This window comes from Streptosporangium sp. OZ121 (genome assembly GCF_051918885.1).
Classification (GTDB): Bacteria; Actinomycetota; Actinomycetes; order Streptosporangiales; family Streptosporangiaceae; genus Streptosporangium.
In genome coordinates this window covers 118,758-140,858 of the sequence record NZ_JBPXMC010000020.1, presented here as the reverse complement: position 1 = coordinate 140,858, position 22,101 = coordinate 118,758, and the positions used below count along the sequence as shown (strand labels likewise).

Below are 22,101 nucleotides of genomic sequence, written 5' to 3'. Positions count from 1 at the left end.
GTCCGCGCCCTGGCCCGTACGGTCCGCGTCCCGATCCGCGTCCCGATCCGCGTCTTGGTCCCGTGCCGATCGGCGTCCTGGCCCCCGTCCCGGCTCCCGTGCGCCGCGCCGTCTCCCGATTCCGGGGCGTGATTCCTCCGGGCGCGCTCGCTTCCTCCCGCACGGGTGTATGAACGACATCGGGGCGGGACGGGGGAGGGAATCGCGTGGGCCTTCGAGCGGTTGGAGGGGGCGTGGGTGACGGACTCGATCGGCTTCTGGAGGGGCGGCGGCTGTCGCCCGTCCAGCGGCGGATCGCGCGCTACCTGGGCGACCACCTGTCCGAGGCCGTCTTCCTGTCCAGCGTGGAGCTGGCCGACCGGGCCGGGGTGAGCCAGCCGTCGGTGACGAGGTTCGCGGTGGTCCTCGGTTTCGCGGGATACCCCGAGCTCAGGCAGGCGCTGCGGCCCCTCGTGGTGGGCGGCAGGAAACCGTCGAGGGCCAACGACCTGCAGACCGCGATCGACGTGGAGATCGACAACCTGCGGAGCGTGCGCGACACGCTGAGCGACCCCTCCGACCTCGCGGAGCTGGGTGCCAACCTGGCCGGCTGCGAGCCCCTGCCGGTGCTGGGCCTGCGGGTGTCGAGCGGGCTGGCGACCACGTTCGCCTACTTCGCGCGCCGGATCCACCCCGACGTCCGCCTGCTGACCCACGGCGGCTCGGAGCTGGCCGACGGGTTGCACGCCGCGCGCCGGGCGGGGGCCGGCTGGCTGGTCGCGGTGGTCCTGCCCCGTTACCCGGCCGAGGCGGTGCAGGCCCTGCGGGGCGCCCGCGACCTCGGCCTGCGTACGGCGGTGATCACCGACCGGCGGGACGTGCCCTTCGAGGCCGACGTGGTGCTGGCCGCCCCCGTAGGCGAGCGGCTGGTCTTCGACTCGCACGCGGCGCCGCTGGCCCTGGCCATGGTGCTGGTGGAGGCCATGGCCGACGCGGCACCGCTGCGCACGCAGGCCCGGCTGGAGGAGTACGAGCGGATGACCGACCAGGCCGGGGTCTTCACCGAGCAGCTCGACTGAAGGCGCGAGGGCATCCGCGCGAGAACGTTCTGGCGGTGACGCCGGAGCGCCCCGGGCCGGAGACGTTTCGTCCCGGGTGAGGTGGTTGCGGGGTGAGTGGGGAATCAGTGCCCGAGTAGGGTGATTGTCATGTCCGCACGCCCTACCGCGCTGGTCACCGGCGCCTCCAGAGGGGTCGGCGCCGCGATCGCCCGCGCCCTGGCTCCCACGCACGACCTGCTGCTCGGTGGCCGCGACACCGAGGCGCTGGCCGGGATGATCCCCGAACTGCCCGGCGCGCGGCCCTGGCCGGTGGAGCTCACCACCGTCACGGAGGCCGACGTCGCCGGCATCGACCGGCTCGACGTGCTGGTGCACAGCGCGGGCGTGGTGACCCTGGGACGTGTCGAGGAGACCCCGGCCGAGGTGTGGCGGCGCACGATGGAGATCAACGTAATCGCGGTGGCCGAGCTGACCCGGCTGCTGCTGCCCGCGCTCCGCGCGGCGCGCGGCCACGTGGTGCTGATCAACTCCGGGGCGGGGCAGCGGGCCAACCCGAACTGGATCTCCTACTCGGCCAGCAAGCACGCGCTGCGCGCCTTCGCCGACGGGCTCCGCCTGGAGGAGCCCGAGCTCCAGGTCACCACGATCTACCCGGGGCGGGTCGCCACCGACATGCAGCGCGAGGTGCGGGCCAGCGAGGGCGGCCCCTACCAGCCGGAGAACTACCTCGACCCGGACTCGGTGGCCCGGGTGGCGCTGACGGCCCTGACCGCGTCCCCCGACGCCCACATCACCGAGATCACCGTCCGTCCCGCCGCCGGGCCCCCGAACTGAGAGCGGCGCGACCGGGCCGAGGGCGCGACCGGGCCGAGGATGCGACCAGGCAGAGGGTGTGACCGGGCCGAGGATGCGACCGGGCCGAAGGTGCGGCGGGCTCGCCAATGAATGAACCCATTCACATAATGGGAGGGTGTTCGACGAGATGTGGGGTGCCATAGAGCACCTCGGACGTGACGGCCGGACCCGCGGCTACCTGCGAGACGCGTGGTCGCCCGCGGATCTGGAACTTCGGCGATGGTTCGGGCAGGAGGCCGCCAGGCGCGGCCTCGACCTGAGAGAGGACCGCAACGGCAACCTGTGGGCCTGGTGGGGCGACCCGTCGGCCCGGCCCGGCGTGGTCACCGGCAGCCACCTCGACTCGGTGCGGCAGGGCGGCGCCTTCGACGGCCCGCTCGGCGTCGTGTCGGCCTTCGCCGCTCTCGACCTGCTGCGGGCCAGGGGCTTCCGGCCCGCACGCCCGCTGGGAATCGCCTGCTTCACCGACGAGGAGGGCGCCCGGTTCGGCGTCCCCTGCGTCGGATCGCGCCTGCTGACCGGGATCCTCGACCCGGACAGGGCGCGCGCCCTGAAGGACGACGAGGGCGACTCGCTGGCCGAGGTGCTGCGCGGGGCCGGGCGCGACCCCGGCGGGCTGGGCCGGGACGAGGAGACCCTGCGGCACATCGGCGTCTTCGTCGAACTCCACGTCGAGCAGGGACAGGACCTGGTCCACCGGGACGCCCAGGTCGGCGTCGCCTCGGCCATCTGGCCGCACGGCCGCTGGCGGTTCGACTTCCACGGCCAGGCCAACCACGCGGGCACCACCCGCCTGGCCGACCGCGACGACCCGATGCTGCCCTTCGCCCGTACCGTCCTGCACGCCCGCCAGGCCGCCGAGCGCAACGGCGTGCTCGCCACCTTCGGCAAGACGCGCGTGTCGCCCAACAACGCCAACGCCGTGCCCGGCCTGGTCAGTGCCTGGCTGGACGCCAGGGGCGGCGACGAGAACGCGGTCAGGGCGCTGGTCGACGAGCTGATCGACTTCTCCGGCGCCGAGGTGACCGTCGAGTCGTGGACCCCGGTCGTCGACTTCGACGCGGTCCTGCGGGAGCGGGTCGCGGCCGCGGCCGGGGGCGCGCCCGTCCTGCCGACCGGCGCCGGACACGACGCGGGCATCCTGGCGTCCGCGGGTGTGCCCAGTGCGATGGTGTTCGTCCGTAATCCAACGGGCATCTCTCATTCTCCGGAGGAACACGCGGACAGGGCCGACTGCCATGCCGGGGTCACCGCCCTCGCCGCCGTTGTGGAGGACCTGTGCGCGAGTTGAGCTACTGGTGCGAGCTGGCCTGGCTGCCGCCGGGCGAGGTCGTCGCGGGGGTGCTCGTCAGGGTCAGGGACACCCTGATCGCCGAGATCGTCACCGGCGTGGCGGCCCCGCCAGGCGGAGCCGTCCGGCTGGCCGGGCTCACCGTCCCCGGGCTGGCCAACGCGCACTCCCACGCCTTCCACCGCGCCCTGCGCGGGGTGACGCAGCGGGAGAAGGGCAGCTTCTGGACCTGGCGTGAGCAGATGTACGGCCTGGCGGGCAGGCTCGGCCCCGACTCCTACCTCAGGCTCGCCAGGGCCACGTTCGCCGAGATGGCGCTGGCCGGGATCACCTGCGTGGGAGAGTTCCACTACCTGCACCACGGGCCGGACGGCAGGCCGTACGACGACCCGAACGCCATGGGACACGCGCTCGTCCAGGCCGCGCGGGAGGCGGGGCTGCGCATCGCGCTGCTGGACGCCTGCTACCTGACCGGCGGCGTCGGCACCCCGCTGAGCGGTGTGCAGCGGCGGTTCGGCGACAGGGACATCGACGGGTGGGCCGCGCGGGCGGAGGCGCTCGCGGCCGGCTACCGGGGCGAGCGGGACGTGGAGATCGGCGTGGCCGTGCACTCGGTCCGCGCGGTCAGGGCCGAGCAGATCCCCGTGGTCGCCGAGTTCTCCCGGCACCACGGAGTCCCGCTGCACGCCCACGTCTCCGAGCAGCGCGCGGAGAACGCCGCCTGCGTGGAGGCCTACGCCGCGACCCCGGTCCAGCTGCTGGAGGCGCACGGCGCGCTCGGCCCCCGCTCGACCGCCGTGCACGCCACGCACCTGTCGGACGTGGACGTCGCGCTGCTCGGCGCCTCCGGCACGCGCGTGTGCATGTGCCCGACGACCGAACGCGACCTCGCCGACGGCATCGGACCGGCCAGGAGGCTGTTCGAGGCGGGCGCGCCCATCACGCTCGGCTCGGACAGCCACGCGGTCGTCGACCTGTTCGAGGAGGCCCGCGCGGTCGAACTGGACGAGCGGCTGGCCACCGAGCAGCGCGGCCACTGGTCGGCCGCCGAGCTCCTGAACGCCGCCACGGCCGCGGGGCACGACTCGCTCGGCTTCGCCTGCGCGGGCATGCTCGTCCCCGGCGCGTGGGCGGACCTGGTGTCGGTGCGCCTCGACTCGGTCCGCACGGCCGGAGCCGCCCCGGCGCACCTGGCCGAGACCGTGATCTTCGCCGCCACGGCCGCCGACGTGCACTCCGTGGTGTCCGGCGGGCGCCACGTGGTCGTCGACGGCAGGCACGCCCTCGGCGACGTGGGCACCATGCTCGCCGAGGCGATCGCCGAGGCGCGAGAGGAGAAGTCGGTATGACGAGCGAGGACCGGCCGGTGACGAGCACCCTTTTCGACCGCATCGGCCTGCTCTACACGGGCGACCCGGCGCGGGAGGAGATCGAGAACGCGGCGCTCGTCGTCGAGGGCGGCGAGGTGGTGTGGGTGGGACCCGCCGGTGCGGCTCCGTGCGCCGACGAGCGGGTGGACGTGGACGGGCGCTGCGTGATCCCGGGCTTCGTCGACAGCCACGCCCACCTCGTCTTCGCGGGTGACCGCACGGCCGAGTTCGCCGCCCGCATGGCGGGCCGCCCGTACACGGCGGGAGGCATCCGTACGACGGTGTCGGCCACCCGCGCCGCCTCCGACGCCGAGCTCGTGACGCGCACCGCCACCCTGGTCGCCGAGATGCTCGCCCAGGGGACGACCACGGTCGAGATCAAGAGCGGCTACGGCCTCACGGTCGACGACGAGCGCCGGTCACTGGAGATCGCGCGGGGGTTCACCGAGGAGACCACCTACCTGGGCGCGCACGTCGTCCCCCCCGACGCATCCTCGGCCGACGAGTACGTCCGCACCGTCACCGGGGAGATGCTGGAGGCCTGCGCGCCGCACGCCCGGTGGGTCGACGTGTTCTGCGAGCGCGGGGCCTTCGATGCCGACCAGAGCAGGGAGATCCTCCTCGCCGGGGTGAAGGCGGGGCTGCTGCCGCGGATCCACGCCAACCAGCTGGGCGAGGGGCCGGGGGTGCGGATCGCCGCCGAGGTGGGCGCGGCCTCCGCCGACCACTGCACCCACCTGAGCGACGACGACGTCTCGGCGCTGTCGTCGTCGGGGGTGGTGGCCACCCTGCTGCCCGGCGCGGAGTTCTCCACCCGCTCGCCCTACCCGGACGCCCGCCGCCTGCTGGACGCCGGGGTGACGGTCGCGCTGGCCACCGACTGCAACCCGGGCTCCTCCTTCACCTCCTCCATGCCGTTCTGCGTGGCGCTGGCGGTCCGCGAGATGCGGATGACGCCGCTGGAGGCGATCAGGGCCGCCACGCACGGCGGGGCCAGGGCGCTGCGCCGCGGGGACGTCGGCACGCTGCGGGTGGGAAGCAGCGGGGATCTGGTGATTCTCGACACACCCACGTACGTCCATCTCGCCTACCGGCCGGGAGTGCCGCTGGTGACGCAGGTGTGGAAGCGGGGCCGCCGCCTGGTTTGAGCCTCTTTGCGGGGGTTAGTTGCGGGCCTTGGCGGCACGTCAGGAAACCTCCTCCTTGAGGAGGAAATCCAAACCATTCTCCAGGCGTACTTTTTGAGGGAATCTTTGCCCTGGCACGTCCGTTGAAAAGACAAGCGATGTGGCTGCGCGCACGGGGCGTCAAGCGAGCGAGTGGACACGTCATAAGCAGGCGGAGCGAGGTGCCATCGGATGGCAAGGCCGACGGGGAATCGGACGCAGGATCAGCATGTCTCTGATCGAGACCTGCTCGGGACCTACCTGGCAGAAATCGGACGGGTGCCCCTGCTCACCGCGGAGGAAGAGGTCGAACTCGCCAAGCGGATCGAGGCGGGTCTCTTCGCCGAGCAGTTGCTGGACGGTGGGTTGGGTGGATTGACGGAGCCGCGGATCGGGGACGCGGCCGATGAGGAGCTCGAACGACTGGCCGTTTCCGGGCGGAGGGCCAAGGATGAATTCATCCAGGCCAATCTACGTCTTGTGGTGGCCGTCGCGCGCAAATATTCGGGGCGGGGAATGCCGCTGATCGATCTGGTCCAGGAGGGAAACCTGGGGTTGGTCCGCGCGGTTGAGAAGTTCGACTATCGGCGCGGTTACAAGTTCTCGACATATGCCACGTGGTGGATCAGGCAGTCGGTGGGGCGCGCCATCCACGAGCAGGCCCGGCCGGTGCGCCTGCCCACCCACGCGGGCGAGCAGATGACCAGGCTGATGCGGGTACGCCGCGACATGCTGGCCGAGTTCGACCAGGAGCCGACCGACGCCGACCTGGCGACGGTGCTCGAACTTCCCATCGAGCGGGTCCGTGAGCTCCGCCGCTGGGCCTCCGACCCCGTCTCCCTGCAACTGGGAGTGGGCGACGAGGACGAGACCGAGCTCGGCGACATGATCGCCGACGACACGTGGGCCGATCCCGAGCAGCAGGCGATGGACATCCTGGAGCGCGAGCGCCTGGAGGTGTGGCTGACCGGGCTGGAGGGGCAGACCCGCGAGATGCTCCGCTGGCGCTACGGCCTGATGGACGGCCGCGAGCACACGCTGACCGAGGTCGGCGAGCGCTACGGCATCGGCCGCGACCGCGCCCGCCGGATCGAGCGTGACGCCCTGGCCCGGCTGCGGAAGATGGCCACGGCCGCCTGATTCCCACGATCCGGCACGGTCCGTTTGGACCGTGCCGGATCGGTTTTCTGACGCGTTTCGCGGTGGGTTCTGTCGCTGTGGCGGTTCCGTGGCTGTTCGGGCTGTGGACGGTTCACTGTGATGGGTTTCGTTGGCGTTCATGCTGTGGTTGGTTTCATCGGGTTGGTTTCATCGGGTTGGTTTCATTGCTGTTCGGGCTCGTCGCCGTTTGTGCTGCGGTGGGTTTCAGCGTTGTGACGGGTCCCGTCGCCGTTCACGCTGCGGTGGGCGGGTGCTCCGGACGGCCGTCTCAGTCGCGCTCCGGTGATCCAGGCCTCCGGCCTGCGCGGGTGTGATGGTTGCGGGCTCTTTTCAAGCCGTCCGGAACACCCGCCCACCTCCGCTGCACGAGTTCTCGCCGTACGGCGTGCGGACCGTAGTGGCGTTCTCTCCGGCCGCCCAGGTCCTCCGCGCGGCTGAAGCGATCCGTACGGGAGCGCTCGGTGTGGGGCGCCGTAGCTGAAGCTCCACCTCGGAAAGGAGCGCAGGGCGGGGTGCCGTACCGCGTCACGGTGACGTGAGGTCGAACTGCGCCCACACCACGTGGCCCACGGCCTGGGTGCCTCGGTACCCGACTTCGGAGGCCAGGGCCGCCACCGTCATGAGACCTCGGCCGTTCTCCTCGTCTGTTGGAGACGCGAAGGCATGACATGTCGCAGCCTCAGATGCGCGACGCGGTCGCCGCACACGACTACGGGAAAGTGGTACGGCTCGCCCGGCGTGCCCGGGGTCTGACGCAACAGGAACCCGGTGGCCGGGCAGGTTGCTCGGCCGCGACGATTTCGCGGATGGAGACCGGGCATCAGGCGCTGGACGACATGACCACGCTTCGCATCCTTGCCCGCGTACTCGACATCCCGCCGTCGTGGCTGGGGCTGTCATCCCCGCCCGTCCTGGTTGAACCTCACCTGGCAGGGGAGGATGACGCCGTGAAGCGACGCCGGTTTCTCGCCGGGCTGACCGGGGCGGCCCTCCTCGCGGGACCTCAGGAGGCGGCCGACGCCGCGACGATGGCTCAGCGTCTCGAACGGTTCCTCACCACGGACGCCGCCGGAACTCCGGCCACCATGACCGAGTTGCGCGCGGTTCTGGACGTGGCGCGTACGACATTCGACGCCTGCCGGTACGACGATCTGTCGATCATGCTTCCCAGGGTCGCGGCCACGGCTCAGGCCACCCTCGCCCAGGTCGAAGGGCGGGAGCGCGACCAGGTGAACGCCTGTCTCGCGGATGCCTACGTGCTGACCAGCGAACTCGCGGTCAAGTTCAATCAGGACGGCATGGCCTGGGTGGCCGCCGACAGGGCCCTCGCCACGGCCACCGTCTCGGGGGAGCCGTTCGCGGTCGCCGGGGCGTCCCGGGCCGTGGCGATCGCCATGCGGCGCCAGGGGCGTCTGAGGGAGCGGTCGGCATGCTCACGCGTACCGCGCTCGATCTGGGGGCGGACGGCGCTGCTCCCGAGCCGCAGATGCTTCGGGTCTATGCCGCTCTGCTGTGCACCGCCGCCTACTCGTGTGCCCAGAACGGTCTGAGGGCGCAGTCACTTGATCTGATCGGGGAAGCGGAGCAGGCGGCGGGCCGTCTTCCTGAGGCCACGTCGCGAGGGAGGCTCCCGACGCCCGCGAACGTCGCGGTGTACCGGGTCGGCATCCATACCGCCCTCGGTGAGCCGGGGATCGCTCTCGATCACGCCCGTGGGGTGAACCACCGCCTGCTTCCCACCCCCGAACGTCATGCTCGCTGGTGTGTCGACACGGCTCGCGCCTGGGAGCAGTTCGGCCGCAGGGATCGGGCGGTGACCGCGTTGCTCGCGGCGGAACGGGCCGCCCCCCAGGAGATCTGTCGCCCGGCGGTGGCCACGTTGATCTCGGGGACGCGGTACGGCGCGGGGCCGGTCCCGTCGGAGCTTCACGCGCTGGCCATCCGTAATGGTGTGAACTGATCCGGCTGGCTTTTTTCACTATTTTGTGTTGCGTTTCATGGCCACGTCGAGGTTGCCCTGGTGAACCCTGGGATAATTGGGCTAAATCGGATGTTAGTGGTATATGGATTGGCCGGGTATCGCCGCCGGCCGGGTCGCCACGCGGGAGACTTTGGCGATCATCGTCATCATGGGCGAGGTGCTTTTGTTCTGGCATATTAGGTCAAATGGGTACTTAATTTGCGTATTGTAACGCGAGCTTTTGCCATTTATCGTGTTTCATATGTCAGACATCTCTCGACGTAGCGCAATTGCCGCATTGGCTCCCGCTGTCGGGGCCGCCGTCGCCGAGCGTCTGACCGGGAGGCCGACGATCTCGGCACCCGGTCCGGGCGACCACCAGCATGTTCCGGCACACACCGCAGGGTCCGCGCACGCCGGCTTCAGGGCGGGCACTCAGGTGGACAACGGGAAGAACGGGTTTCATCCAACGGCGCTCCTCCGGGATTTCGACAGGGGAAAGGAGTCTGTGCTGCCCGGTGGAAGGACGCTTCGAGAATGGACGCTGGTGGCTCGCGAGAAGCCGATAGAGGTGGCTCCCGGAGTCATATTCACTGCCTGGACCTATAACGACAGAATTCCCGGCCCCACGCTTCGCGCGAACGAGGGCGACCGCCTGCGGATCACCCTTGTCAACGAATCGGCGCACGCGCACACGATTCACTTTCACGGCCTGCACGCGGCGGAGGTCGACGGGGTCTCGGGAATAGGTCTCGGCCTGATCCAGCCGGGCGGGCGGACGGTTTACGAGTTCGACGCGGAGCCGTTCGGCGTGCATCTGTACCACTGCCACGTGACACCGCTCGCCGCCCACATCGCCAAGGGCCTGTACGGCGCCTTCGTCATCGATCCGGAGGGCTCGCGCGCCGAGGCCGACGAACTGGTGATGGTCATGAACGGGTTCGACACCGATTTCGATCGCTCGAACGAGCTGTACGCGGTCAACACCATCCCCTTCGCGTACATGGGGGAGCCGGTGAAGGTGACCGTCGGCGAGCTGGTGAGGATCTATCTCGTCAACATTCTCGAATACGACCTCGTCAACTCCTTCCATGTCCACGGAAACTTCTTCGACTGGTACCCGACCGGCACGTCATCGCGCCCGGTGGAGCACACCGACACCGTGATGCTGTGCCAGGGACAGCGGGGAATTCTCGAGATGACGTTTTCCCGCCAGGGGCGCTTCATGTTCCACGCGCACCAGTCGGAGTTCGCCGAGCTCGGCTGGATGGGCCTCTTCGAGGCCGGTTGCGGTGGCCCCGCCTCCACCGGCTGCGAGAGGAACCGATGACGTGGAGGACCGCCGAGCACGTCATCCGGGTGGGAGCCGCGCCGGCACATGGCTGCTCGGTCTCCTGCCGTTGTGCGTCATCGCGCTGGCCGTCGCGGGTCTCGCCGTCCTGGACGGCCCCGGCCTGGCCGCGCGCAACGGCCCTTTGGCCGAGGAGCTCACGGTGGAGCGGACGATCCTCGGCGCGGGCTCCATCGAGTTGATCGTGCGCAACCAGGGCGCCGATCCTGTCTCCGTCGTCCAGGTCGCGGTCAACGACGCCTTCACCGACTTCCGGATGAGCGAACCGGAGATCGGCCGCCTCGGCTCCGCCAACGTCCGGATCACCTACCCGTGGGTCGACGCGGAGGCCTACGAGGTGACGCTCCTCACCTCCACCGGAGGCGTCGCCACCCACGGCATCCCCGTCGCCGTCAGAACCCCCGACCCGTCCGGATTCCTCGGCCTGATGACGATCCTGGGGACGTACGTCGGGGTGATCCCCGTCGCCATCGGGATGCTCTGGCTGCCGTGGCTACGGCGAGTGCCTCCCTCCTGGATCCGCGCCCTGATGGCACTGACCATCGGCCTGCTCGCCTGGCTGGCGATCGACGCGGCGCTCGAAGGCATGGAGGTCGCCGACGCCGGTGCGAGCGGGCTCGGCGGCGCCGGGCTCGTGGCGATGGGCGCCGTCGCCGCGTACCTGCTGCTGTCCGGCGTGCACGCCTGGATGGCCGCACGACCGGGACAGGCGGGCGGCCGTCGCCTGGCGCTGCTCGTGTCCGTCGGCATCGGCCTGCACAACCTCGGTGAAGGACTCGCGATCGGCTCGGCCTACGCCGTCGGCGCGCTCGCCCTCGGCGCGACGCTCGTCGTCGGCTTCACGATCCACAACACCACCGAGGGCCTCGCCATCGTCGCCCCGGTCAGCGAGGAACGCGTCTCACCGCCGCGACTGGCGCTGCTGGGCCTCATCGCGGGCGGCCCGGCGATCCTCGGCGCCTGGCTCGGCGCCGCCACGGTGCGACCCGCGATCGCCGCGCTGCTGCTGGGTCTGGGGGTCGGCGCGATCGTGCAGGTGATCCTCCAGATCGCGCCATCGGTACGTGACGAGACCGGACGGCTGCTGCACCCTCTCGGCATCGCCGGCATCCTGGCCGGAATGGCCCTCATGTACGCCACGGGGCTCCTGACCTGACCACGCGAGACAGCGTGGGGACCTGCCCGGCGATCATTGAAGCGGTGCGTCATCACCGGCTTCGGCGAAGCCGGTGACATCGTCCGTGCCGTACTCGTCCTCCCACTCCGTACTTAACAGAATCATCGAAAATCGCGGAGATCACCCTGTTGTGCGGTGAGAAGGACGGCACGGTTTTTACGGTGCTCGCCGTGCGCTCCTTTCGAAAGTGACGCTTCAGTTACGGCGGCTCGCCCTGAACGGTCTCGTACGGATTGCTTCAGCCGCACACCGTTCACCGGGCGGCCGGAGAGTGAGCCACTACGGTCGCACGCCGTACGGCGGGAGCGTGCGCAGCGGAGGTGGGCGGGTGTTCCGGACGGCTTAAAAAGAGCCCGTAACCGTCGCGCCCGAGCAGGCCGGAGGCCTGGATCACCGGAGCGCAACCGAGACGGCCGTCCGGAGCACCCGCCCACCGCAGCGTGAACGGCGCCGGAGCCGATCAAGATCACACGGGGTCCTGGCCAGGGGTTACGGCCCTACCTATATGTCCGGCTCAAGGGGACACGGCGGGCGTGGCGACGGCCAGGAGCAAGGGCTTCCAAGCTCCCGGGAACCGTCAAGCGCGGTCCACCTGGGCGCTTTTACGGTCAACTACAAGTCATGGCACGCCTCGTCCGAAACACGTCTGAAACACCAGGCGGCCGAGATTCACAGATGTGAAACACACAAGGTCGCACCTTGAAACGGTGGAAGAACACGCTGTGGCGCAACGTCAGTGCGCGGCCGGTCGATGGAGCCCAGGAAGCGATCACTGCGACTGTGAAACCGGCCACACGCCATTTGTAAGGGAGGGTCGCGTCGAATGAAGATCGATAGCGGCACCACTGCCTGGATGCTCACAGCCACCGCGTTGGTGCTGTTGATGACTCCCGGCCTTGCGTTCTTCTACGGAGGAATGACCAGGGCCAAGAGTGTCCTGAACATGATGATGATGTCGTTCGTCAGCATCATCACCGTCACCATCGCATGGGTGCTTTACGGGCACTCGCTGACCTTCACCGACAACGGCAGCGAGCTCGTCAACAAGTTCATCGGCGGCTTCGACGCCCTTGGGCTGCAGAGCCTGGTCGACACCGCCACCAAGGACGATGGCACGGGTATGCCGAGCCTGGTCTTCTCGGCCTTCCAGCTCACTTTCGCGATCATCACCGTCGCGCTGATCAGTGGTGCCATCGCCGACCGCGCGAAGTTCGGCGCCTGGGTGCTGTTCACCATCGTCTGGGCGACCATCGTCTACTTCCCCGTGGCCCACTGGGTCTGGGGCAACGGCTGGCTGTTCAACCTCGGCATCGAGGACTTCGCCGGTGGCACCGTGGTCCACATCAACGCGGGAGCCGCGGCGCTGGCGCTGGCGCTCGTGCTCGGCAAGCGCGCCGGCTGGCGCAAGGAGCCGATGCGGCCGCACAACCTGACCCTGGTCCTGCTCGGCGCCGGTCTCCTGTGGTTCGGCTGGTTCGGCTTCAACGCGGGTTCCGAGCTCGCGGTGGACGGCACCGCCGGCCTGGCGTTCATGAACACCCAGATCGCCACCGCCGCCGCGGCGGGCGCCTGGCTCGTGGTCGAGAAGATGCGCGACGGCCACGCCACCAGCCTCGGTGTCGCCTCCGGCGCCGTCGCCGGTCTGGTCGCCATCACCCCCGCCTGTGGTTTCGTGGACCCCTGGGCGGCCCTCGTCCTCGGTCTCGTCGCCGGCGCGGCCTGTGCCTACGCGGTGGGCCTGAAGTACAAGTTCGGCTACGACGACTCCCTCGACGTGGTCGGCGTGCACCTGGTCGGCGGTGTGATCGGCGCGGTCTCCCTGGGTTTCATCGCCGCCTACCCGTTCCTGGAGCAGCAGAGCACCGGCCTCTTCTACGGTGGCGGTGTCAAGCAGCTGGGCCTGCAGGTTCTCGGCCCGGTCGCGGTCGGCGCCTACTCCTTCATCATCACCTGGATCATCGCTAAGATCATCGACAAGACGGTCGGCTTCCGCATCGGCGCCGAGGAAGAGATCACCGGCGTCGACATCACCTCCCACGCCGAGACCGGTTACGACCTCGGCACCATCCACTCCTCGGGTGTGGCCGCCGTCAACGGCCCGGCCCCCACCCCGGCGTCTAAGAAGGTGGACGCATGAGACTCATCACAGCGATCATCAAGCCGTTCAAGCTCGACGACGTGAAAGCGGCCCTGGAGCAGTTCGGGGTCAAGGGCATGACGGTCAGCGAGGCCAGCGGCTACGGCCGCCAGCGCGGTCACACCGAGGTCTACCGCGGCGCCGAGTACCAGGTCGACCTGGTGCCCAAGGTCCGCCTCGAAGTGCTCGCCGAGGAGGAGGACGCCGAGGACGTCATCGACGTCATCGTCAAGGCCTCGCAGACCGGCAAGATCGGTGACGGCAAGGTCTGGTCCGTTCCGGTGGACACGGTCGTTCGCGTCCGCACCGGGGAACGCGGACCCGAGGCGCTCTAACCGGTGAGAGGCGACACGCGCTCGTACGCCGCGGCCCGTAAGGAACGGGCCGCGGACATCGACCGCTGGCTGACGGACCTGGTCCGCACCGCGGTCGGCACGCCGTACGGGCCCAACGGGGGAACGACGAGAAACGACGAGCGCGGCGCCCTCACCGGAGTCGCGCTCGTCGCGGTCGGGAGTCTTGGACGCTCCGAGCTCGCGCCGGGCAGCGACCTCGACCTGGTCCTGCTCCACGACGGCCGGGAGGACGTGGCGCGCGTCGCCGACCGCATCTGGTACCCGATCTGGGACTCCGGGGTGGGGCTCGACCACTCGGTGCGGACGGTGGACGAGGCGGCCAAGGTCGCCAGGGAGGACCTCAAGGCGGTCCTCGGCCTGATCCAGGCACGGCACGTGGCGGGAGACCCGGAGCTGACCCGCTCGGCGCGCGAGATCGTGCTCGCCGAGTGGCGTGCCGACTCCCGGCGCCGCCTGGGCGAGTTGCGCGACGCCGCCGACAAGCGGGCGGAGGCCAGCGGTGAGCTGGCGTTCCTGCTCGAACCCGACCTCAAGGACTCCCGCGGCGGCATCCGCGACGTGCAGGCGATGCAGGCCGTGGCGGCGGCCTGGGTCGCCTCGGCGCCCGGCCCCCGGGTGCGCGAGGCCTACGAGCTCCTGCTCGACATCCGGCACGGCCTGCACCTGGTGACCGCCCGCGGCGCCGACAGGCTGGTGCTCCAGGAACAGGACGCCGTCGCCGGGATGCTCGGCCTGCTCGACGCCGAGGCGCTGATGCGCAGGCTCGCCGAGGCCGCCAGGACGATCGGGCACGCCTTCGACGCCACCTGGCGCACCGTCGACCGGTTGCTGACCGGCCCCACCCCGCGCGGCCGCCGCCCGCTCGCCGACGGCGTCGTCGAGCACGGCGGAGAGGTCGTGCTCGCCCGGGGGGTCAACCCGCGCAAGGACCCGGTCCTGGTGCTGCGCGCCGCCGCCGCGGCGGCCGAGGCGGGGCTGCCGCTGGCACCCGCCACGGTCACCACGCTGGCCTCCCAGTCGCCGCCGCTGCCCGTGCCCTGGCCGGACGAGGCGCGTGACGCGCTGGTGGCACTGCTGGGCGCCGGTCGCGCGGCCGTGCCGGTCTGGGAGGAGCTGGACCAGGCGGGGGTGCTGGTCCGCCTGCTGCCCGACTGGGAGCGGGTGCGGCACCGCCCGCAGCGCAACCCGGTGCACCGCTACACCGTCGACCGGCACCTGATCGAGACCGCCGCCGGAGCCGCCTCGTTCACCCGCGAGGTCTCCCGGCCCGACCTGCTGCTCATCTCGGCGCTCCTGCACGACATCGGCAAGGGATATCCCGGCGACCACTCCACCACCGGCGCCGTCGTCGCCCGCGACATCGGGGCCCGGATGGGCCTGCCCCCGGCCGACGTCGACATCCTGGAGACCGTGGTCCGCCACCACCTGCTGCTGCCCGAGACGGCCACCCGCCGCGACCTGGACGACCCGGTGACGATCTCCCGGGTGGCCGAGGCCGTCGGTTCGCGCGAGGTCCTCGAGCTGCTGGCGGCCCTCGCCGTGGCCGACGGCCACGCCACCGGGCCCGCCGCCTGGAACTCGTGGAAGGCCTCGCTCGTCGCCGACCTGGTACGCCGGGTCCGCTCGGCGCTCTCGGGAACCCCGCTGCGCCCCGCGCCGTCCCTCTCGGTGGAACAGGCGTCCCTGGCCCGCCACGGCGGCGGCGCCGTACGCGTCAACGGGGGAGCGGTCACCGTGGTCGCGCCCGACCGCGCCGGGCTGCTCTGGCGCGCGGCCGGGGTGCTGGCCGCGCACCGGATGGTGGTCCGCGCCGCGTCGGCCGCCTCGGCGGGGGCGACCGCCGTGATCGAGTTCTCGGTCGTGCCCGAGTACGGCTCGCCGCCCGACCCCGCGACGCTGGAGGCCGACCTGCGCCTGGTGCTGGCCGGCCGCCTCGACATCGAGCAACGCCTGGCCAGGAGGACGAGGTCGATGCGCCCGGCCCGGGTGCCGGTGGCGCCGCCGAGGGTGAACCTGGTGGACGACGCGTCCAACACCGCGACCGTCATCGAGGTGCGGGCCCATGACCGTCCGGGACTTTTGTGGCGGATTGGTAGAGCATTCGGTGAATGTGGCCTTGACGTACGGGCTGCCCGTGTGGAGACTCTCGGCGCAGAGGCGGTGGACGTCTTCTACGTGGTCGACAGAGCCGGCCGCCCGCTGACCGACGAGGTACAGCGGGCGCAGGTGCGCGATCAGGTGCTGGCTGCCCTGCGGTAACCGTAAAAAATCGGTCCCTCGTCGCCTTCGTAACGATTAAAGTCGCTATGTCGGTTTTGCCGATTCTTTCCCATGACCTTGTGGTCTGATGTTGTCCACTTGTGTCGTGATTGAGGGGTAGCGAGAGCGGTGACTACGGCGACATCCGAAAGCGGAGGTGCTTCGGCACCCGACCGTGGCAAGCGGCCTGCCGCCCGGTTCGGCTTGAAAAACTGGCGTGTCCGTTCGCGTCTGACGGCCCTGATCCTGGTGCCGACGGCGGTGGGCGTCGTGCTCGCCGGCACGCGCGTGGTGGCCTCCGTGGACAGCGTGGCCGGATACCAGCGGACCGCCACCGCCGCGGAGTACTCGGGCGGTCTCCGTGACCTGGCCCAGGCGCTCGGGTTGGAACGTGACCGAGGCGCGTGGTCGTCGTTCCAGCCTTCGAACAAGGGCTTGAAAGAGAGTTCCGACGCGCAGCGCAGGACCGTGGACGCGCTGGCCAGGAAGGTGCGGCTGGAAGTCCAGGCGATCGACGACTCCTACGGCGCCCGGGTCGTCGAGGCGGCCAGGAACGTGGCCTACCAGCTGGAGGGCCTTCCGGAGCTGCGCCGCCTGCCGGGCATCAATCGTGTGGAACGGTACAGTTCCATGATCGCCCCACTGCTGACGCTCCACGAGGAGCTCACGCTGGTCAGTGACGACCCGGAGATCATCGGCAACACCCGCGCGCTCAGCGCCCTGGCGTACGCCAAGGAGGAGGTCTCCAAGCAGCGCGCCCGGCTGCTGGCCGGCTACTACGCGCCCTCGCTGATCAACCCGCAGGAGGTCGAGAAGTTCATCGCCTCCCGCTCCCGGATGGACGAGTACGAGGCGGACTTCGGCGTCGAGGCGAGCCCGGACAACGCCCAGCTCCTCGTCACCGCCCTGATCGACGAGCGGGTCCACCGGGCCGAGCTGATCAAGGCCAGGGTGATCGTGCTCGCCAGCAATCCCGCGCGCACCGGGCGGCTGCTGTCCGACTTCAACGAGGTCAAGCAGTGGTTCTCGGACAACAGCGTGGTCCTCGACCGGATGCGGAAGGTCGAGACCCAGGTCGCCGGTGACGTGGTCACCCGGGCCAGGGACCTGGAGGACGCCGAGCAGCGCAACGCGATCATCACCGCCGGGCTCATCCTGCTCCTGCTCCTGCTGGTGCTCGGCCTCACGGTCGTCATCGCCCGCTCGATGGTGACGCCGCTGCGCCGCCTGCGCGCCGAGGCGCTGGAGGTGGCGAGCTTCCGGCTTCCCGAGGTCGTGCGGCGCCTGCGGGTCTCCGGCGACACCCGGACACCCGACGTCGACCCCATCTCGGTCGACACCAGCGACGAGATCGGGGAGGTCGCCAAGGCCTTCGACGAGGTCCACCGGCAGGCCGTGCGCCTGGCCTCCGAGGAGTCCGAGCTCCGCTCCAACATCAGCGCGATGTTCGTCAACCTGTCGAGGCGCACGCAGACCCTGGTCGAGCGGCAGATCTCGCTGATCGACGGCCTGGAGAAGGGCGAGGAGGACGGCGGCCGGCTGGCCGACCTGTTCAGGCTCGACCACCTGGCCACCCGCATGCGCCGCAACTCCGAGAACCTCCTGGTCCTCGCCGGCCACGAGCCGACCCGCAGGCGGAGCCAGCCGGCCAAGCTCGTCGACGTCGTCCGCGCCTCCCTGTCGGAGGTCGAGGACTACGAGCGGGTCCAGGTCAAGGTGCACCGCACCATCTCGGTCGCGGGCAGCGCCGCCAACGACATCGTGCACCTGGTCGCCGAGCTGGTGGAGAACGCCCTGCAGTTCTCCCCCCGGGCCAGCCAGGTCGTGGTCTCCAGCAGCGTGATCGAGGGCGGCGGCGCGCTGCTCGCGGTGAGCGACCCGGGCATCGGCATGACCCACGAGGAACTCGTCGAGACGAACCGCCGGCTGGCGGACCCGCCCGTCGTCGACGTCTCGGTGTCACGGCGCATGGGCCTGTTCGTGGTCGGTCGCCTGGCGTTGCGCCACGGCATCCGGGTCCAGCTGCGCCCGCAGGAGGGCGGCGGTCTCGTCGCCATGGTCCTGTTCCCGCCGGAGCTCGTCGTCCAGGCGGTCCAGCCGGTCCAGACGCCCTCCTGGGGGGCCGAGCAGGCTCCCTCGCAGGACCTCTTCGCCCAGGCGCCCGCGGGTCGCCCGGCCGGCCGGCAGCCCTCGTACGGGCAGTCCCGGCCAGGGTTCGGACACACTCACCCCTCGTTCGAGCAGGGACAGTCCCCGTTCGGGTCGAACCCCTTCGGGCAGGCGTCGTACGGGCAGGCCTCGTTCGGTCAGGAGGCGTTCGGTCAGGAGGCGTTCGGTCAGGAGGCGTTCGGTCAGGAGGCGTTCGGTCAGACGTCCGTGGACGCGCCCCCGTTCGGTTCCGCTCCGCCGTTCGGTGCCCCCCCGGCCCCGGGGATCGCCTCCGGCCCGCCCGGTGGCCCGCCCGGTGGCCCGGCCAGGAGCGGCCCGCCGCTGCCCAAGCGACAGGTCAACGGCAACGGCAACGGCGCTCCCGTCTCCGACTTCTCCGCCTGGAGCCAGTCCTCGTACGAGGACACGGCGGTGGGCGCGATGCCCGCGGTGGGCGTCTCCCCGCTCGAGGCCGAGCAGGAGGAGTACCTGCCCATCTTCGCCTCGATCGAGTCGGCCTGGTTCCGCCGGGCGGAGGGGCCGGGCGAGCAGCCGGTCACGGGCGGATCCCCGGGACAGGTGTCATCTTCCGGACCGGAGAGCGAGCTCTACGATCCGGAGGCGGCGTGGGGGGAGGAGCCGACGCCCCCGACCGGCATGCCGGTCCGCGAGACGGCTCGCGACACACCGCCGGCGAGAGAGCAGGTGAGGGCGGTGGCGGCCGAGCCGGACAGCTGGAACACCCCCGCCGACGCCGGGTGGCGGGCCGCCCAGGCGGCGAGTGAGCCCGCGCTCGGCGGGGTGACCGCCGCGGGCCTGCCCAAGCGCACTCCCAAGGCGAATCTCGTACCCGGTACGGCCGCCGCCGTGCCGTCCAGCCCCGTGCCGCCCATGTCACCGGACAGGGTGCGCAGCCGTCTGTCCAGCTTCCAGCAGGGTGTACGGCGGGGCCGTGCCGAAGTAGTCGATACCACCACCAGGAGCCTGGTGGACAAGGAGGAGGGCTCGTGACGATCCTGAGTCATGAGGCACGCAGGTTCGACTGGCTGATCACCGAGTTCGTCCGCGGCACGCCAGGTGTCGCGCACGCGGTGTGCGTCTCCGCCGACGGGCTGAGGATCGCCAGTTCCGAGGGGTTTCCTCCCGACAGGGCCGACCAGCTCGCCGCCGTCGCGGCGGGCCTGCTCAGCCTGACGGTGGGCGCCTCCCGCGTGTTCGAGGGAGGCGCCGTCACCCAGACGGTGGTCGAGATGGAGCGTGGCCTGCTGCTGGTCATGGCGATCAGCGACGGCTCCGTGCTCGCCGTGCTGGCCTCTCCCGACTGTGACATGGGTCTGGTGGCGTACCAGATGACCCTGCTCGTCGACAGGGCCGGACAGGTGCTCACCCCGGCGCTCCGCGCCGAGCTGCAGTCCTCCCGGGGCCGGTGATGACCGCGCTCACCCCCGGTCTCCTCACGGGAGAGGCTCGTGCTCGGGATTGACGGAACCGGGGACGACGAGCCCCTGTTCCGTCCGTACGCCGTCACCGGCGGCAGGTCGGAGCCGCGCTTCCACATGGCGATGGAGGCGCTGGTCTCCTCCTCCTTCATCCTGGAGGAGGACCTGGCTCTGCTCACCCCCGAGCAGGATGCGATCATCAGGCTCTGCCGTTCGTACCGGTCGGTCGCCGAGATCTCGGCTCTGCTGAAGGTGCCGCTCGGCGTGGCCCGCGTGCTGGTGGCGGATATGGTCGACGAGGGCTTCGTCCGCATCCACCAGCCGCATCTCAACGAGGGACAACCGGACCTCAACATGCTCGAAAGGGTTCTCAGTGGACTTCGCAGGCTCTAGCCAGGGTGGCCTGACGTCAACGAAGATCGTTGTCGCGGGTGGGTTCGGCGTCGGCAAGACCACGTTCGTGGGGGCGGTGTCGGAGATCGTGCCGCTGACCACGGAGGCGGTGATGACCGACGCCAGCGCCGGGATCGACGACCTGGGGCTGACTCCCCACAAGACCACCACCACGGTCGCGATGGACTTCGGCCGTCTCTCGCTGGACCGGGACCTGATCCTGTACCTGTTCGGTACGCCGGGTCAGCACCGGTTCTGGTTCATGTGGGACGACCTGGTCCGCGGCGCGATCGGCGCGGTGGTCCTGATCGACACCCGGCGGCTGGCCGACGGCTTCCCGGCGATCGACTACTTCGAGGAGGCCAAGCTCCCCTTCGTGGTCGGTGTCAACGGCTGGAACGGCGAGTTCCCGCACCACGAGGAGGAGGTGCGGGAGGCGCTGACGCTGGCCCCGCACATTCCCGTGGTGCGGACCGACGCCCGCTCCCGCGACTCGGTGAAGAGCACGCTGATCACCCTGGTCGAGCACGTGCTGCGGGTCCGCACGGCCTACGGCACGTCGGTGTAGCCACGCGTTCCCTCCGGGACGGGCCCGCGCTCCGCGGACCCGTCCCGGACGGGGTTTCGGCCGTCTCCGGAGCGGGACGCGGTCCGGCGTCCGGCTCGCGCCGTGCCGGCCGGCGGAACGCGACCCGGGGGACCCGTCAGCCCGGGATCCACTCCTTCCAGGTGACCCTGTTCGCGTTGATCCACTTCTGGGCCGCCTCGGCGGGGTCGAGGCCGTTGTTGACCATGTCGTTCGCCACCGCGTTCTGCTGCTCGTTCGTCCAGGAGAAGTTCCGCACCAGCTCGTAGGCCCTGCCCCCGGTGTCGGCGAACCGCCTGCTCACGATCTTGTCGAGCAGGTAGGGCGGGTAGTCGCACCGCACCTTGGCGGGGTCGGCGTCGCAGCCGATCGCGTACGGCGGAAGGTTGACCTTCACCAGCTTGATCTGGGTGAAGAGCCACTGCGGCTCGTAGAAGTACATCAGCAGCGGGGTCCGGTCGCGGGTCGCCCGTTTCGCGGCGTCGATCAGCGCTTTCTCGCTGCCCGCGTGGACGACCCGGTAGTCGAGGCCGAGATTGCGGACCAGGGCCTCGTCGTGGGTGACGTACGAGGGGTCCCCATCGAGAAGCTGGCCTAAATTGCCGGATTTATCCGTTTTGAAGAGGTGGGCGTACCTGTTGAGCTGCCGCCAGTCTGTGATCCCGGGATACTCGTCCACCATCCACTGGGGGACGTACCAGCCGATGACCCCCCTGGTGCCGCTCCTGCCCGCGGAGACCGCGACCTTCTTCTCCTCGATGTAGGTCCGCTTCAGCGCCTCCCGCCCCCAGTTCTCCACGATCACGTCCACCGTGCCCTTCTCAAGGCCCTCCCAGGACTCGGACGGGGTGAGTCTCACCGTCCGCACCTGGTAGCCGAGCTCCTGGGTGAGCAGGCGGCCGATGACGGCGGCGCCGGCCTCGTAGCCCGCCCCCTCGTTGAGGGCGATCCTCACGGTCCCGCCGGAGGCCGGGGGAGCCGGCGCGGCCGTCTCCGGCGCGTCCTGGCCGGTGCACGCGGCGAGGGAGACTAGTAACGCGGTGGCCGCGCCGAGCGCCAGGAGGCGGCGGGGGAGGGGCAGCGGGAGGGGCGGCGGGAGGGGCAGGGCGCGGGCGGTCGGGCGGGAGCCGCGAACCTGGCTCGCGACGTCGCCGGGTGTGGCCACGGTCTCCTCCAGGGCTCGCCGCCCGGATTCGGCGGGCCGGGGGCGCGGTGCGGGCTACGGATGTAGGCAGTCAAGATATGGCGTAAATATGGCGAATCACAATTTGTGATCCCCCGGGTGGCCGGCGCGCCCCCCGTGGCGGGCTCTCTCGGTCGCAGAATGGAACGGTGCAAACGGTCATATAGGTCGGGAAATACCTAATAAGGGTATTCGGAGGGCCGGAAACGGGGTTCCAGCCATAGCTGGA

Annotated in this window: 18 protein-coding genes; 17 read left to right on the top strand and 1 reads right to left on the bottom strand. The window is 70.5% G+C overall.

The features are described from left to right. Positions 1 to 233 precede the first annotated feature (233 nt). The 17 genes from ACTOQ1_RS29595 to ACTOQ1_RS29515 all read left to right on the top strand — a co-directional run bounded on the left by ACTOQ1_RS29595 (position 234) and on the right by ACTOQ1_RS29515 (position 20,671). Positions 234 to 1,058: a MurR/RpiR family transcriptional regulator gene (locus ACTOQ1_RS29595; RefSeq protein ID WP_440071244.1), complete on the top strand. Its 825-nt coding sequence runs from the start codon at positions 234 to 236 to the stop codon at positions 1,056 to 1,058. A 129-nt stretch (positions 1,059 to 1,187) separates the two neighbouring features. After that, a complete protein-coding gene (locus ACTOQ1_RS29590; protein ID WP_440071243.1) occupies positions 1,188 to 1,874 on the top strand; it encodes an SDR family oxidoreductase in 687 nt (228 codons plus the stop codon). 148 nt (positions 1,875 to 2,022) lie between these two features. Next, positions 2,023 to 3,186 carry an allantoate amidohydrolase gene (locus tag ACTOQ1_RS29585; RefSeq protein WP_440071271.1) on the top strand — a complete coding sequence of 388 codons (1,164 nt, stop codon included), beginning with the start codon at positions 2,023 to 2,025 and terminating at the stop codon, positions 3,184 to 3,186. Further along, positions 3,174 to 4,535: a formimidoylglutamate deiminase gene (locus ACTOQ1_RS29580; protein ID WP_440071242.1), complete on the top strand. Its 1,362-nt coding sequence runs from the start codon at positions 3,174 to 3,176 to the stop codon at positions 4,533 to 4,535. Before ACTOQ1_RS29585 ends, ACTOQ1_RS29580 begins: the two co-directional genes overlap by 13 nt. After that, positions 4,532 to 5,704: an imidazolonepropionase gene (gene hutI, locus ACTOQ1_RS29575; protein WP_440071241.1), complete on the top strand. Its 1,173-nt coding sequence runs from the start codon at positions 4,532 to 4,534 to the stop codon at positions 5,702 to 5,704. Before ACTOQ1_RS29580 ends, hutI begins: the two co-directional genes overlap by 4 nt. A gap of 210 nt (positions 5,705 to 5,914) precedes the next feature. Then, entirely contained in the window at positions 5,915 to 6,862 is a 948-nt protein-coding gene (locus tag ACTOQ1_RS29570) for a sigma-70 family RNA polymerase sigma factor (protein ID WP_362680216.1), read from the top strand. Between the two features lie 689 nt (positions 6,863 to 7,551). Further along, positions 7,552 to 8,433 carry a helix-turn-helix domain-containing protein gene (locus ACTOQ1_RS29565; RefSeq protein WP_440071240.1) on the top strand — a complete coding sequence of 294 codons (882 nt, stop codon included), beginning with the start codon at positions 7,552 to 7,554 and terminating at the stop codon, positions 8,431 to 8,433. Between the two features lie 167 nt (positions 8,434 to 8,600). Next, positions 8,601 to 8,843, top strand: a complete 243-nt coding sequence (locus ACTOQ1_RS29560; RefSeq protein WP_440071239.1) for a hypothetical protein — start codon at positions 8,601 to 8,603, stop codon at positions 8,841 to 8,843. A gap of 262 nt (positions 8,844 to 9,105) precedes the next feature. Beyond that, complete coding sequence (locus tag ACTOQ1_RS29555; protein ID WP_440071238.1) at positions 9,106 to 10,173, top strand: multicopper oxidase domain-containing protein; 1,068 nt, start codon at positions 9,106 to 9,108, stop codon at positions 10,171 to 10,173. 1 nt (position 10,174) lies between these two features. Next, on the top strand, positions 10,175 to 11,350 hold the full coding sequence (locus ACTOQ1_RS29550) for a ZIP family metal transporter (protein ID WP_440071237.1): 1,176 nt from the start codon (positions 10,175 to 10,177) through the stop codon (positions 11,348 to 11,350). Between the two features lie 844 nt (positions 11,351 to 12,194). Beyond that, positions 12,195 to 13,508, top strand: a complete 1,314-nt coding sequence (locus ACTOQ1_RS29545) for an ammonium transporter (protein WP_440071236.1) — start codon at positions 12,195 to 12,197, stop codon at positions 13,506 to 13,508. Then, positions 13,505 to 13,843 (top strand): P-II family nitrogen regulator, encoded by a 339-nt coding sequence (locus ACTOQ1_RS29540; RefSeq protein WP_329091194.1) that lies wholly within the window; start codon positions 13,505 to 13,507, stop codon positions 13,841 to 13,843. The genes ACTOQ1_RS29545 and ACTOQ1_RS29540 overlap by 4 nt, the downstream gene beginning before the upstream one ends. Positions 13,844 to 13,846: 3 nt before the next feature. Further along, positions 13,847 to 16,123: a [protein-PII] uridylyltransferase gene (locus tag ACTOQ1_RS29535; protein WP_440071235.1), complete on the top strand. Its 2,277-nt coding sequence runs from the start codon at positions 13,847 to 13,849 to the stop codon at positions 16,121 to 16,123. Positions 16,124 to 16,327: 204 nt separating this feature from the next. Then, entirely contained in the window at positions 16,328 to 19,282 is a 2,955-nt protein-coding gene (locus ACTOQ1_RS29530; RefSeq protein ID WP_440071234.1) for a sensor histidine kinase, read from the top strand. After that, positions 19,279 to 19,701, top strand: coding sequence for a roadblock/LC7 domain-containing protein (locus tag ACTOQ1_RS29525; protein ID WP_425583385.1), 423 nt, complete (start codon positions 19,279 to 19,281; stop codon positions 19,699 to 19,701). Before ACTOQ1_RS29530 ends, ACTOQ1_RS29525 begins: the two co-directional genes overlap by 4 nt. A 39-nt stretch (positions 19,702 to 19,740) precedes the next feature. Further along, positions 19,741 to 20,103, top strand: a complete 363-nt coding sequence (locus ACTOQ1_RS29520) for a DUF742 domain-containing protein (RefSeq protein ID WP_440071233.1) — start codon at positions 19,741 to 19,743, stop codon at positions 20,101 to 20,103. After that, a complete protein-coding gene (locus ACTOQ1_RS29515; protein ID WP_329091201.1) occupies positions 20,084 to 20,671 on the top strand; it encodes a GTP-binding protein in 588 nt (195 codons plus the stop codon). Before ACTOQ1_RS29520 ends, ACTOQ1_RS29515 begins: the two co-directional genes overlap by 20 nt. A gap of 136 nt (positions 20,672 to 20,807) precedes the next feature. On the opposite strand, the gene ACTOQ1_RS29510 is transcribed toward ACTOQ1_RS29515, so the two are convergent. Further along, the gene (locus ACTOQ1_RS29510) at positions 20,808 to 21,854 is read right to left on the bottom strand and encodes an ABC transporter substrate-binding protein (RefSeq protein WP_440071232.1); all 1,047 of its coding nucleotides are present in this window, start codon (positions 21,852 to 21,854) and stop codon (positions 20,808 to 20,810) included. Positions 21,855 to 22,101: the final 247 nt, after the last annotated feature.

Bases quoted from the DNA above. Each gene is read 5' to 3' on its own strand.
- ACTOQ1_RS29555 (WP_440071238.1), top strand. From the start codon at position 9,106: ATGTCAGACATCTCTCGACGTAGCGCAATTGCCGCATTGGCTCCCGCT.
- hutI (WP_440071241.1), top strand. From the start codon at position 4,532: ATGACGAGCGAGGACCGGCCGGTGACGAGCACCCTTTTCGACCGCATC.
- ACTOQ1_RS29545 (WP_440071236.1), top strand. From the start codon at position 12,195: ATGAAGATCGATAGCGGCACCACTGCCTGGATGCTCACAGCCACCGCG.
- ACTOQ1_RS29585 (WP_440071271.1), top strand. From the start codon at position 2,023: ATGTGGGGTGCCATAGAGCACCTCGGACGTGACGGCCGGACCCGCGGC.
- ACTOQ1_RS29540 (WP_329091194.1), top strand. From the start codon at position 13,505: ATGAGACTCATCACAGCGATCATCAAGCCGTTCAAGCTCGACGACGTG.
- ACTOQ1_RS29570 (WP_362680216.1), top strand. From the start codon at position 5,915: ATGGCAAGGCCGACGGGGAATCGGACGCAGGATCAGCATGTCTCTGAT.
- ACTOQ1_RS29565 (WP_440071240.1), top strand. From the start codon at position 7,552: ATGTCGCAGCCTCAGATGCGCGACGCGGTCGCCGCACACGACTACGGG.
- ACTOQ1_RS29590 (WP_440071243.1), top strand. From the start codon at position 1,188: ATGTCCGCACGCCCTACCGCGCTGGTCACCGGCGCCTCCAGAGGGGTC.